The sequence below is a fragment of the Candidatus Flexicrinis affinis genome (assembly GCA_016716525.1).
In the GTDB taxonomy this organism is placed as follows: domain Bacteria; phylum Chloroflexota; class Anaerolineae; order Aggregatilineales; family Phototrophicaceae; genus Flexicrinis; species Flexicrinis affinis.
This window is the reverse complement of the sequence record JADJWE010000006.1, coordinates 456824-470155: the sequence shown is the minus strand read 5'-3', so window position 1 is coordinate 470155 and position 13332 is coordinate 456824. Positions and strand designations below refer to the sequence as shown.

Genomic DNA, 13332 nt, shown 5'->3' with positions numbered 1-13332 from the left:
TCATCGAAAGCACTCGCAGCCTGTAGAGGATCCCCAATGTGATTCGACGCCTCAGCTTGTCTCTGCTGCTGATCGCGTTCGTCGTGGTGCCTGCCGCCGCACAGCAGACGCCCTCCGCGCCCACGACCGGCGCGCTGGTAGTCTGGATCTCCGAAGGCATCGCGCCTGACACCCGGCCCGCTGGGTTCCCCAGCGAGGTCGCGGCCGTGCTGCCCAACGGCACGGTGTCTACGCTGCTGGAGTTCGACACGGCCACCATCGGCGTGCAGCGCTGTTCGAGCCGACCCACTAGCACCGATGGCCGCCGCTTCGCCTTCTTCGCCAGCCAGCCCTCCGCCGGCATCGACCGCGGCACGCTGTACCAGATGACCGACCTCGGCGCGCCGCAGGTCGTCGCGGTGACCCACAAACTCACCTGTGCGCTCGAGAACTTCGCGTATTCGCCGAACGGTGCGCAGATGGCATACATCGACTTCGCCAACTACGACGAGAATCTCGAGAACATCACCGGCACCCTGCGCGTGATCGACACAGACTCGCTCCAACCGCAAGCAGAGTTCGAGCGTGTCGCCGCGTTTACGCTAGAAAACGACGAACTGCTGTATTTGCAGTTCTTCCCAAATGCCAGCGATCAGGTCACCGAAGTCGCGGTGTCGTCGTGGGACGGCGGCACCGGGCGCGAGGTCAGCTCGATCACGGCCGTGGCGGGGTGCCGCTTCACCGGCGGGGCAATCACGGCCGTCGGTGAAGACGCGATCGCGGTGGTGATGGGCGAACGCTGCCGTGCACGGACGGGGCAGGTGCGCTGGCAGGTCTATCTGGTCGACCGGGCCTCGCGCAGTTCGACCCTGCTGGCCAGCGGCGCGCAGGCGGGCGGCTATTTCCCCGCGACCCAAACCTACATGATCGCCGCGACGCGCGACGGCAGCGCTATCGTCTTCTCGGCGTCGGATGGCTTGGCCCGCGATTCCGCGTCCGTCTACACCATCGACCTGCTTGCAGCCGACCCGAGCGCCGAGCCGATCATCAACCGTGCGGCGACGGTACGCCGCTATGTGCCGCTGCGCTATGCGCTGGGGGACATCGCCACGGCGCTGCGGTCGCCCAACGGCCGTTATTGGGCGCTGGGCGTCAATGCGCCTGAAGGGGCTGAACTGGCCGTGCTTGACGTCTCTGCCGCCGGACCGCCCATTCGCATCCCCATCAACCGCGCCGGGGATGCCGTACGCGCGATGGGCTTCACGCTCGACAGCACCGCGCTGCTGTATACTACGGGCGGCGCGGCCGGGCGCGATACGTCGCTCTATCGCCTCGACCTCCAAAGCGGCGTCGAGACACTCGTCGCGCGCGGACAGTATGCGGCTACGATGGCCGTGCGCGCAGACGGCGCCGTCGCCCTGATCCAGTACAAGCAGACGACCGAGACCTCGCCGCGTCCGTACGTCGACGTGGTGGTGGTCGACCCCGACGGCACCCAGCGCGACCGGCTCGGCGGAGTCGTCCTCGATGCGCAAGGCTTCCTCGAGGGCTTCCGCGTCGCCGTGCCGCTGGCGTGGCGCTGAGGCAAAAACGCGTATTCCAAAGGGCTTACAGGCGTGTCCGAAAATAGAGAAGGTGTCCATAAGCGCTAGAATCTCTTGCGCCAACAAGGAGATCAGCGATGGATATGGACACCATCTTCACGACATTATACGTACTGGTCGATGACTGGTACAAAGCTGAAATCGCCGAATCGATGCAGCGGCACCGCGGTGGCAGAATGAGAATGAGCGACAGCGAGGTGCTGACCGTTGCGCTGGCGGGGCAATGGCAGGCGGGAATGCCGTGGCGCTCAGAACGGGAAGTGGTCGCTTACGTGCAGCGGCATTTACGCGGTTTGTTCCCGACCATGTTGGGGCGAAGTGCGTTCAATCGGCGGGTGCGGTGTTTGTGGGGTGGCTTTGTGAGGCTGCAACAGCTTGTAGCCGAGCAATTGCGCGGCGCAGATGAACTCTATGAGAGCGTGGACAGCGTGCCTGTACCCAGTCTCAGCAATGGCCAAGCCCAGCGTCAGTCCACCCATTGGACCTGGCAAAGCCGTCGGGGACGAGGCAGCTACGGGCGCTTCGTGTGGGGCGAGCGGGTGCTTATGGCGGTGAGCCCTAGCGGCGTTATTCGAGGCTGGATTGCGGCAGGCGCGAATGTGAACGACCGCTGGTTGTTAGAAGCGTTGTTGAACCGACGGGCAGGTGGGGACGCGCTGCACGAACCGAAACAGCGCCCACGGGATGGCAACAAACCACGCACTACGCCGCCTGCAGCCACGCATCTGTTTGGCTGGGCTGCAGTAGGCGAAACATTGAGCGGCGATTATCTAGCCGACCGCGGGTTCAATGGGCGGCGTTGGCGGCAGCAATGGCAGCAGGCCTATGGCGCACGCGTGTTGGCCCCGCCGCCGCCTAACGAGCCCGGCACGTGGAGTGCGGCGCAGCACCGTTGGCTAGCCTCGCACCGGCAGATCGTAGAAACGGTGTTCGCCCGCCTGGACAACGTGTTCGGCTTCAAACGGCTACTGGCCCACTCACGGTGGGGACAACTCACCCGCTTAGCCGCCAAAACCGCCGCTTACAACATCGGCCTCTATCTCAACCGCATGCTCAACCGCCCACTTGGCGCCTTAGCCACCCTCTTTCGTTGATTTTCGGACACGCCTTGAAACGCCCGGCTAATACGTTCGAAGCCCTGCGGGCTGATCCTGCACGCTCCTCGAATCACAAAGGACAGCCCAACCTGAGCCGTCCCGTGAACTGACGTCTGACTCCTGAGTCCTGCGCTCCCGCCGAGCGTTGAAACGCCCGGCGAACACGTTCAAAGCCCTGCGGGCTGATCCTGCACGCTCCTCGAATCACAAAGGACGGCCCGACCTGAGCCGTCCTTCGAACTGACGTCTGACTCCTGAGTCCTGACGTCTGAAAACTGACAACTGACTCCTGAACCCTGCCTAGTGCGTTTGCAGCACCGCCGGATTGCAGACGTTGGCGTAGCGGCCCAGCATCAGCGCGTCGATCACCAACTGCGCCGCGTCGATCGCCACGTTGTTCTGCGCGTCTTTGGTGCTGGCGGCCAGGTGCGGGGTGTGAATGACACCCGGCAGGCCGATCAGCGGGTTGTCGGTCGCGGGCGGCTCAGGCTCGAAGACGTCGAGCGCCGCGCCCGCCACCTTGCCGCTCTTGATTGCGTCAGCCAAATCGGTGTCGCGGATGAGCACACCGCGCGCCGCGTTGATCAGGCGCACGCCGTCCTTCATCTTGGCGATGCTCTTGGCGTCGACCATGTAGCGCGACTCGTCGTTCACACTCGTGTGCAGGCTGATGAAATCGCTCTGCGCGAACAGCGTATCGAGCGAGACCATCGTCACGCCCATATCGGCAGCCATGTCCGGCAGCACAAACGGGTCGTACGAGATCACGTTCATCTCGAAGGCCAGCGCGCGCTTGGCGACAGCACGCCCGATGCGCCCAAAACCGACGATGCCGAGCGTCTTGTCGCGCAGCTCCAGACCGGTGAAACTCTTGCGGTCCCATGCGCCGCCGGCGAGGCTGGCGTGCGCCTGCGGAATGTGCCGCGCCAGCGACAGCATCAGGCCGAAGGTGTGCTCGGCGGTGCTGATGGTGTTGCCATCAGGCGTGTTCATTACGACGATGCCCTTGTCGGTCGCCGCGTTCAGGTCGACGTTATCGACACCGACTCCGGCACGGGCGATCACCTTGAGCTTGGATGCATAGCCGAGGAGTTCGGCGTTGGCCTTTGTCGCGCTGCGAATGATCAGCGCATCGGCCTCAGGCAGCGCGGCGATCGTTTGCTCGCGCGACAGGTCTCCACCCGCCGTCACGCGCAAGTCGGGTTTCTCCTGCAGCAGCGCAATCGCGCGCTTGTCGACGTTGTCCGAAATCAGGACGTGAAACGGCATGGGTGTGTGTCTCCTTGTGTTGGTTTGCTGCCCCCTCACCCCCGCCCCCTCTCCCTCTGAGGGGAGAGGGGAGAAGTACAATCGGGTTGAGGGCGTATCTAGAACGTACGGCTTCCTCCTCGCCCGCAAGGGGCGAGGAGGTCAGGGGGTGAGGGGAACGCGAACTCTACGCGCCGATGAATTCGTCGAGGCCGGACAGGACTTCTTCGAGCGTGCCGATCTGCATGTCGCCCATGTGCGCGATGCGGAAGGTCGGCCCCTTGATCTTGCCGTACCCCTTGTCCATGCTGAAGTTCTTGCCCGACATGAACTTGGCCATCGCATCCACGTCGATCTGTTTGGTGCGGTTGTCGACGGTGGTAACGGTCGGGCTGGCATAGGCGCGGTCGGCAAAGACGCCGAACCCGCGGCTGTCCGACCACTGGTGAGTCATCTCGCGCATGGTGAGATGACGCGCCCAGCGGTTTTCCAACCCTTCGGCCATGATGTCGTCCAACTGCTTGTCGGCGGCAAACATCAAGCTGACGGGCGGCGTCGACGGCGTGTTGTTTTTGTCGCCGCTCTTGGTGATCTCGATCAGGTCGAAGTAGTAGCCGCGGAAGGGGACCTGCTTGGCGCGGGCGAGGACCCGCTCGCTGACCGACGCGAACGCCAAGCCGGGCGGCAGGGCGAATGCCTTCTGCGAACTGGTCAGCGCGAAGTCGATGCCCCACTCGTCGACGCGCAGTTCGGCGCCGAGAAATCCGCTGACGGTGTCGACCAAGAACAACGTGTCGTCGTACTGGCGCACGACCTCGCCAATGGCCTTGATCGGGTTGGTGACGCCGGTGCTCGTCTCGTTGTGGACGGCGCACACCGCGTCATACGTCTTCTTGGCCAGCGCCTCGGCGACCATCTCCGGCGTATGGGCCTGTCCCCACTCGACCTCGACGGTATCGACTTGCTTGCCGTTGGCTTTGCTGATCTCGGCCCAGCGCTCGCTGAACGCGCCGCCGATCAGGTGCAGAACGGGCTTGTCGTCACGGATGCAGTTGCGCGATGCGCCTTCCCATAGGCCCGTACCGGACGAGCCGAGCAAGATGACCCGGTTCTCGGTTTGGAACGCGTGCTTGAGCTTGGTCTGCATGCGCGCGTAGAGGTCGGCGAAGGCGGTCGAGCGATGCCCGATCATCCACTGCGTCTGCGCCTGCAAAATCTCCTCGCGGACTTCCACCGGGCCGGGAATTACCAGTCGCTTGTGTGTGCTCATCGGACCTCCATGCTGCCAAAGACTGGCGTTTGTGATGAGTGTAACGAGCGGAGTCTATCACACGCGCCGCCGCGATGATAAGGGGATTGATTGCCGAGACTGTTTCGTGTGATCCGCACAATTGAGGCGTGGTTTAGGGTCGCAGCGCGGCGTACCGTATAATAGGCGGTGAACTACGTAGAGGGGACGCCGATTGATGACCCGTCTTTCCGCCGTGCTGATCGCTGTGATACTGCTTGGGATTGTGCCGGTTGCTGCTCAACCGTCCGTGCCGAAGTCCCCACCCGAATTCCCGATCGAACGCACGGCCGAAGACATCGCCGCCGCGCGCCAGCTCGACGCGGAGGCGTTCGCCCTGCGTGAGGCGGGGAGCGAACCGCGCAACATCTCGCACATCGCCTTCCCGATGACCATCCGGGTCGGGATCACGCCCTACATCCACTGCGGCGATTGGCTGGCCAACGATAAGGAAATCACCGAGATCATCGAGATGGACTTTCGCGAGTACGTGAAGAACGTACTCCCGAACGAATGGCCCAACGCTTGGCCGACGGAATCCCTGCGTGCTGGCGCGATCGCCGTCAAGATGTTCGGATGGTGGCGCTACAACGTGGTGCGGCTTGCCCCCGGCGCACGCCCCGAGGGCGTCGATGTCGTGGACAACACCTGCGACATGGTGTTCTTCCCCAACAGCGCCAAGCCGACCACTAACGCCGCCGTAGATCACACATGGCCCTATCGCGCCACGTTCAACGGGATCGTGCAGGAAACTCATTTTCTGAGCACGCAGGCGCTGTGCGACGCCTACAACTTCCCGCGCTGCATGCCGCAGTGGGGCACCAAGGACATGGCCGACTTGGGCGCGCTGTGGCCCGAGATTGTCACCCAGTACTTCCAGCCGATCGACATCCTGCAGACGGCCGATATCCCGGTCGGCACCAACGTCGTCAAGAACCCGTCGTTCGACGCCGGTACAAGCGAATGGCTGGTGACCGGCGCGCAAGGCACGACCGTGTTGAGCGGCGTGTTCAACTTTTATCGCGGCGTTGGTTCGCCTAACCCGGCGATCCTAAGGCAGGACATCCCGACGATTATCAGCGCGAACTCCAAACTCAAGCTGGTCGTAAAACTCGGCAACAGCAGCGCGCAGGCCAAAACCATGCGCGTACGCCTCCAACGCGCGGACGGCGCACAGACTATCGCCAACTGCTCCTTCACCGTGCCGCCCAACTCGCCCCCGATCAAGCACACCGTTTGGGCGGTGACGCCGGCAGGTTGGGGCGGGATTCGCGTCGAGTTCTCGGGCATGAGCGACGATGGACTTGCCGCCTATCTGATCGATGACGTAAAGCTCAAGTATCAGCCGACAGGTGACGCTAGCGTGCCGTGCATCGTGCCGGTACCGGGCAAGCCAACCGTGCTCTCTCCGCTGGCCGGCTTGAGCTATGGGCTGGACATTACCGTGCTGGTCGCCGAAGGGGACAGCAACTACGTCGAAGGTTATGACGCCGCATTCCATATCCAGATCGACAACAGCGCCGCGTTCACTTCGCCCGAGTTCGACAACGGCGCGAGCCTCGCGCAGGATCCACTCATCCCGGTGAGCTTGCCCGCCGGACGGTGGTATCTGCGCGCGCGGCAGTTCGACGGCGTGGACCGCTACAGCAAGTGGACGAAGTCGGTCAGTTTCTTGGCCATCGACCTGCCGGAAACGCCCACGCTGATCGCCCCTATTGGGGACGTACCGGCTACCGGGCAAAGCCTGATCTGGACGGCGGCGAGCGGTGCCGACCTGTACAAGGTCGTCATCAAAGACCCGGCCGGAACGGCGGTTTACAAGGCCAAGGAACCGCCTCTCTCGTTCAACTGCTCGTCGACCTGTGTCGTGCCGATCGACAGCCTCGGCGTGGCGCTGCAGGCGAGCGTGCCGTACACGTGGAAGGTCGTTGCGTTCAACGAGAACGGCAAGGTAAAAAGTGCGCCGAACACGTTCACGCTGGTAAACTAGCGTCCGGGTACTATGTCGATGTCAGGTAAGCGTGACGGACGGCTGATCGGACGATGAGAAATCTCCTATCCGGCATGCGGGACTCGCCCCGTATAATAGGGACATCAGTCCCCGGGCAAATGTGCGCTTGATGGATAATCCGCAAAGCCAGACCATGCAATGGGCAGCCATGCTGCTGCGACTGTTGGCCGCCGCCGCCGCCGTCGCACTGCCGCTGTTGGACCCCGGCGCAGGCTTAACGTTCGACTCGAACGTGCTGCTGCTGGGCGGAGTGGTCATTCTGGTGACCAACAGCCTCGTGGCGCTGGGCATTGTGGGGCGGGGTCTTCAAAGCAGCCTGACCGTGCTTCAAATCACTGCCGACTGGGGTACCGTCGGGGCGGTGGCCTATATGGTACAGGGCAGGCCGCTTCCCGTGCTGCTCGCCGCTGGGGTCGTCGCCTTGATCGGAATCAGCCGCACGGAATGGCCGTGGGGCGTGCTGGTCGCATTTGGCACCGTGTTGGCGGCGGCGGTCGGCGTCGTGTTCGCCTACGGCGGCATCGTCGACTCGCTCCAGTCCTACTGGGAAGTCGCGCTGGTCGCGATCGTGGCTGTAACGCTCGCCGGGCTGTGGAATTGGGCGGACCTCAACCACCGCGGGCAGAACACGCGCCAGTTCAAGAAGATTGTGGATCGCCTTGAAAACGAGCTGGCGACCATCCGTGAAGGCACACGGGCGGTTGTCTCGGTTGCGACGTCACTGAATACCACCAGTTATCAGAAAATCCTCGACGCCGCGCTCGACATCGGCCGGCTGGGCCTCCGCCGCGCATCGAACGTGCGTGTGGTCGGTATGGTTCTGCTGGTGCGTGATTCCGACGAGCAGCTTCAGATCGTCAACAACCGCGGGCTGGCGCACTACGAGCTGGATAAGCTGTTCGCGGCGCGCTCGGGTGTCATTGGCGGGGCGATGTCCGAAGGCGTCGCGGTGATCGGCGGGCCGGGGCCGAAAGACCCCGAACTGGCCGAAATGGTCGCCTTTGCGCGTACCCGCTCGACGATGGCCGTGCCCCTGCGCGCCGAGTACATCAACTACGGCGTGCTCGTCTTCGGCACGTCGGACGAAGACGCGTTCAACTCCGACATTCTCGACATCGTCCAGACCATCGCCACGCAGGTGACCGTCGCGCTGCAGAACGCCTCGCTTTACGGTAATTTGCTCCTCGAAAAGGAGCGCATCGTGCGCCTCGAGCAGAACGCGCGGCAGGCGCTCGTGCGCGACCTGCACGACATACCGACGCAGACGATCAGCGCCGTGACGATGCGCACCGGCATCCTCAAGATGCTGCTCGACCGCGGCCAGATCGACAAGCTCAAGCCGGAGATCGAAGCCGTCGAGGACATGGCCAAGCAAGCCACCGCCGAGATTCGCCATGTGCTGTTCAAGCTGCGCCCGCTCGCCCTCGAATCGCAGGGGTTGAGCGTCGCGCTCGCCCAGTTGGTCGAGAAAACGCGCAAGACGTTCGCCCAGAACATCACGCTGCGCATCGACGAGCAGGTCGATCACGTGCTGCCGATGGAGTCGCAGGACGCGCTGTTCTACTTGATCGAGGAAGCGATCAGCAACGCCCGCAAGTACGCGCAGGCGCAGATGATCAAGATCGACGTGGCCGTCAAGAACGATCAGGTACTCGTCCGGGTGGCAGACAACGGCGTCGGGTTCGACGTGGACGCCGTACAGGACAAGTACGTCGAGCGCGGCAGCTTCGGCATGGTCAACATGCATGAACGCGCCGAACTGATCGGCGGGGCGTTGAAGCTAGAAAGCCGCCCCGGCAAAGGCACCGCCGTGATGGTCACCGTGCCGGTGGGCGCCGCCGGCGGCGAAGGCCGATTGCAGTACGCCGTCCGCCAGACCAAACTCGGGCGCACGATCCAAAGCCCGTCGGTGTAACCGAGCGTGGAGGCGAGGCCTCCACACCTCCACGCGGGCTATACGCCCCTTCGCGAGAGTGATCGTGCTCGTCAACGTCGTGACGCGGGAGGTTCTCGTGTCGATGATCATACGTGCCCTGATCGTGCTGCTCGTCGTGATGACCCCGACGCGCGCCCAAGACGACCCGCTGGTCGTCGTGCCGCAGGTGCGCTACGGGCTGGGACAAGCCTATACGGCGGTGTGGTCGCCGGATGGCGAGCGCCTCGTGGTCGGCGGCAGCGCCGGCATCGCGGTTTACGACGCAAAGGACTGGTCCGAGCCGCCCGAAGTCGCCAGCATGGGCTACGGCGTGACTGCGCTCGCGTTCAGCCCAGCGGGGACATGGTTGGCGGTCGGCCGCGCCGACGGAACGGCGCTCGCCACCCGCCTCGACGGCACTCCAAGCCAGCTCTACACCATCGGCGGGCCGGTACCGGAGCGTGGCGCGATGCGCAATTTCAACGTCTCGGCGCGCTACGTCGCATTCGTCCCATCCGACACGTCGTTCGACACCGTCCCCCAGCCCAGACCGGTCCTCAGCACACAAACTGTGACGGACCGCGACGGCGCCGAACTGCGCTTGCTGGTCGCCGTATTCACGGAAGACATGCCGGACGTCTCGCCCGTTCAGCCCGGCGGCACGTTCGAGTTCAGCATCGAGCCGCTCAAGGTCACCATCCGCGACAGCGAAACCGGCGATACCGTGGCTGAGTTGGTCGGGTTCACGCAGCCGGTGCGCGCGGTCGAGCTGGCTGAGGAAGCGTACTATCTCGATGCCGCTTCGGCCGACGGTACGATCATCCGGTACGTGGCCGCCACCGGTGAAATCGAGTCACTTCGCGCCGGCGACTACCAGGTGCCGCCGTTCAATGCGCCGGTCACGGCGACCGGGGCACGCGGGCTGAAGGCTGAAAGCATGTCGACCACTGGGCTTGTCCTGACACGGCCGGATGGCTCAACCACCGAACTCATCGCCGAACCGGCGGACGTCCGCAGCCTTGCGTTCGACTCGACCGGTTCGCGGCTCGCCGTCGGCCAGCGCACCGGTACGCTCTGGGTGTTCGATGTCGCCAGCGGCGACATGATCTTTAGCGGTTACCGGCACTTCGGTCACATCGTGGATATCCTGTGGATCATGGACGACTCGCTGATCGTTACCGCCGGCGAGGACACCGTGATCATGATCACCGATCCCGACGACGGCGCGGAACGGGCACGGTTTCAAGCGCACAACGACGTCGTGACTTCGCTGGCGATCCATCCGCAAGCCTCGAACATCTTTGTCTCCGGCAGCCTCGACGGCACCGCCGCCATGTGGTTGGTCGAGCCGCCGGAATAAGTGGAACTGCTGCGGAGGTTCCGCCTCCGCTCCTCCACAAGGGATTAACACCCCTTGAACCCAACGCTGCGAAATTGGCATGCTCGCATGCCAATTTCGTAGAAAAGGGAGTCCAGAGGGCGTAAGCCTTCTGGCGGGGGTTGGGGCAGCGCCCCAGCAAATCGTTCATCGCAGGGACTTGAAGAAGTCGTCGAGCAGAGCGGCGCATTCGTCGGCCAGCACGCCAGCGTAGACATCGACACGGTGGTTGAACTTCGGCTGACGCAGGACGTCCATCACGCTCCCGGCGCAGCCGGCCTTCGGGTCGAGCGCGCCGTAAACGAGCCGCCACAGTCGGGCCTGCACCATCGCGCCGGCACACATGCAGCACGGTTCGAGCGTGCAGTACAGCGTGACGTCTTCGAGGCGCCACTCGCCCACCGCGCGCGCCGCTTGCTGCAGCGCGAGGATTTCGGCGTGTGCGGTCGGATCGCCGTCGGCCTCGCGACGGTTGTGCCCGCGTCCGATCACCTCGCCATTTCGCACCGCCACCGCCCCGACAGGCACATCGCCGGTTGTCAGCGCGGCGCGCGCCTCGTCGATCGCGATGCGCATGTAAGTTACGTCGTCAAAGAACCACTGTTCGTGCGCCGTCATCGGTAACCTGTTTGACACCCGTCTCGTTCTAGTTTATGGTATAGAACAAAATAGCTACTTTTCTCGTGTGGTCCACAATACGGAGGGAGAATATGGACGACGTCAAGAATACCTCAGGTTACGAGCGCGACTTTATCGCCAACGCCAAGGCCCAAACCGGACGTACCATCGAAGAATGGATGGCCGTGATCAAGGAGTCCGGGCGCGGCAAGCACGCCGAAATCCGCGACTGGCTCAAGGGCGACCACGGCCTCGATCACATGCGGGCGACGATGTTGGCCTTTATGCACGCAAATGACGGCAAGCCGGCCTTCGACGAAGGCGAGCTGGTCGAGAATCTGTTCGCCGGAAAGGATCAGGCGCGGGCGTGCTACGACGCACTCAAGCTGGAGCTTGCCGACGCTCATCCGAACATCCGCTTCGTGCCGAAAAAGACGTACGTGTCGCTGGACGGTGAGAAGGTGCTCGGATGTGCCACACCGACCAAGACTGGGCTTAAAGTCGGCCTCGACCTCGGCGACATGCCGTTTGAGGGGCGCGTCGAGAAGGGCAAGGGCTTGGGCGCGATGCCCAATGTCACGCATATGGTCGTGGTCGAAGACGCCGCGCAGATCGACGCCCCGCTGATGGATCTGTTCGGCGTGGCGTTCGAGCGCACCCGGAAAAAGAAGAAGTAGGCAGGTCTCAGACGTCAGTTGTCAGTGAATGCTCAACAGGCGAGCGAAGGCCGCGCGTCGACGGCACCTCAAGTGATTTGCAGCCCTTGACCAAGACTCTGCGAAAGAGGCCGTGCGCGGCCTCTTTTGCATGTGAGGGAGTCAGAGGGCGCAAGGCTTTTGGCGGGGGTTGGGGCAGCGCCCCAAATAGCCTTTTCCCTTGGGCCTTTCCCTCTAACCCCTGTTTTACCGTTCGTCGCCCCACTTCGGCGTGGCCACGCGCTGCGTCGTGTAAATGCTGCGCTGTCCGCTGATCTGATAGGCGACGACACAGCCGACCAGGACATAGATTGCGCCGCCCCCGCCGAACAGCTCGACGGCCATCATCGTGCAGGCGATCGGCGTGTTGGTCGCGCCAGCGAATACGGCGACAAACCCGATCGAGCCGAGCAGCCCCGCATCGATCCCGAGGATCGGTGCAAGCGCCGCCCCGCATGTCGCGCCGATCACGAACAGCGGCGTGACCTCTCCGCCCAGAAACCCGCTGCCGAGCGTCACGGCCGTAAAGACGATCTTGAGCAGAAAAACGGTTAGCAGGACCTCCTCGCCGTTCAGACTGCGTTGAATCAACGGCAGGCTGAGACCGTTGTAGTCGTTCGTTCCGACGATGAGCGTAAGCCCGATGACAGCAATCCCGCCGATGAACGGCCGCAGCGGCGCCCACGCAATGCGGTGCTGGAACGTGTGCTTGACGAGGTGCGTCAGTTCGATAAAGGCGACCGATGCCAACCCGAAGATGACCGATGCCAACACCACGCGCATCAGCAGCATCGGGTCGATTTCGACCTGCGCGAGCTGCGGGTAGTGGGCATGGCCGACGCCCCATGCACGCGTCACCAAATCGCCGACGACCGATGCGATCAGGCAGGGCAGCGCGCCTTCGTAGCGCATGCGGCCCGCGGCCTGTACCTCCATGCCGAACACGAAGCCTGCCGCCGGCGTCCCGAACACCGAACCGAAGCCGCCGCTGATAGCGGCCATGAGCAAAAGACGGCGCTCACTTGCCTCAAGCCGGAGCAGGCGGCGAAGTGTATCGGCCATGCTGGCGGACATCTGGATGGCCGTGCCTTCGCGCCCGGCCGACCCGCCAAACAGGTGCGTCGCTACCGTACCGATCAGCACCAGCGGAGCCATGCGAAACGGCACCCGCTGAACCGAGACGTGAATCTCCTCGATAACAAGATTGTTACCGCGCGCCGCTGCGCCGCCGAAGCGCCAGTACACCCACCCGATCAATAGCCCGGCGAACGGCAGCAGCACGATCAGTGCAGGCTGGCTTGCGAACGTGCCGGTCGCATTCGTCAGCAGAATCAGAAACACCGCCGATGCGGTACCGGCAAGTACCCCGACCAGCCCGGCGAGGAACAACCAGCGCAGCGCGGCAGACACGCGTCGCGTTAACAGGGCAGCAGACAGCGGCGGAGACGTCATACCCGTGGCCCCAAAAGGGGAATAATTGAGACGTCCTAGTATGCCGG

General features: G+C 63.6%; 10 protein-coding genes. 6 read left to right on the top strand and 4 right to left on the bottom strand.

Translation table 11 applies throughout. The features are described from left to right. Nucleotides 1–38: 38 nt before the first annotated feature. Both IPM16_17245 and IPM16_17240 read left to right on the top strand, forming a co-directional pair. Nucleotides 39–1562 (top strand): hypothetical protein, encoded by a 1524-nt coding sequence (locus IPM16_17245; GenBank protein MBK9124845.1) that lies wholly within the window; start codon nucleotides 39–41, stop codon nucleotides 1560–1562. 98 nt (nucleotides 1563–1660) lie between these two features. After that, on the top strand, nucleotides 1661–2677 hold the full coding sequence (locus IPM16_17240; GenBank protein ID MBK9124844.1) for a hypothetical protein: 1017 nt from the start codon (nucleotides 1661–1663) through the stop codon (nucleotides 2675–2677). A gap of 303 nt (nucleotides 2678–2980) precedes the next feature. Here the strand turns inward: IPM16_17240 and IPM16_17235 are convergent, their stop codons facing one another. Both IPM16_17235 and IPM16_17230 read right to left on the bottom strand, forming a co-directional pair. After that, entirely contained in the window at nucleotides 2981–3949 is a 969-nt protein-coding gene (locus IPM16_17235; protein ID MBK9124843.1) for a phosphoglycerate dehydrogenase, read from the bottom strand. A 166-nt stretch (nucleotides 3950–4115) separates the two neighbouring features. Next, nucleotides 4116–5198 carry an alanine--glyoxylate aminotransferase family protein gene (locus IPM16_17230; protein ID MBK9124842.1) on the bottom strand — a complete coding sequence of 361 codons (1083 nt, stop codon included), beginning with the start codon at nucleotides 5196–5198 and terminating at the stop codon, nucleotides 4116–4118. A 406-nt stretch (nucleotides 5199–5604) separates the two neighbouring features. Between IPM16_17230 and IPM16_17225 the strand changes: the two genes are divergently transcribed. The 3 genes from IPM16_17225 to IPM16_17215 all read left to right on the top strand — a co-directional run bounded on the left by IPM16_17225 (nucleotide 5605) and on the right by IPM16_17215 (nucleotide 10502). Continuing rightward, complete coding sequence (locus tag IPM16_17225) at nucleotides 5605–7206, top strand: SpoIID/LytB domain-containing protein (GenBank protein MBK9124841.1); 1602 nt, start codon at nucleotides 5605–5607, stop codon at nucleotides 7204–7206. Between the two features lie 130 nt (nucleotides 7207–7336). After that, nucleotides 7337–9142 carry a GAF domain-containing sensor histidine kinase gene (locus IPM16_17220; protein ID MBK9124840.1) on the top strand — a complete coding sequence of 602 codons (1806 nt, stop codon included), beginning with the start codon at nucleotides 7337–7339 and terminating at the stop codon, nucleotides 9140–9142. Nucleotides 9143–9245: 103 nt separating this feature from the next. Beyond that, nucleotides 9246–10502: a hypothetical protein gene (locus tag IPM16_17215; protein MBK9124839.1), complete on the top strand. Its 1257-nt coding sequence runs from the start codon at nucleotides 9246–9248 to the stop codon at nucleotides 10500–10502. Between the two features lie 165 nt (nucleotides 10503–10667). On the opposite strand, the gene tadA is transcribed toward IPM16_17215, so the two are convergent. Further along, on the bottom strand, nucleotides 10668–11138 hold the full coding sequence (gene tadA / locus IPM16_17210; GenBank protein MBK9124838.1) for a tRNA adenosine(34) deaminase TadA: 471 nt from the start codon (nucleotides 11136–11138) through the stop codon (nucleotides 10668–10670). A 92-nt stretch (nucleotides 11139–11230) separates the two neighbouring features. Here tadA and IPM16_17205 point away from each other — a divergent pair, with 92 nt between their 5' ends. Next, entirely contained in the window at nucleotides 11231–11815 is a 585-nt protein-coding gene (locus IPM16_17205) for a DUF4287 domain-containing protein (GenBank protein ID MBK9124837.1), read from the top strand. Between the two features lie 225 nt (nucleotides 11816–12040). On the opposite strand, the gene IPM16_17200 is transcribed toward IPM16_17205, so the two are convergent. Continuing rightward, nucleotides 12041–13285: a chloride channel protein gene (locus IPM16_17200; protein MBK9124836.1), complete on the bottom strand. Its 1245-nt coding sequence runs from the start codon at nucleotides 13283–13285 to the stop codon at nucleotides 12041–12043. Between the last annotated feature and the right edge of the window lie 47 nt (nucleotides 13286–13332).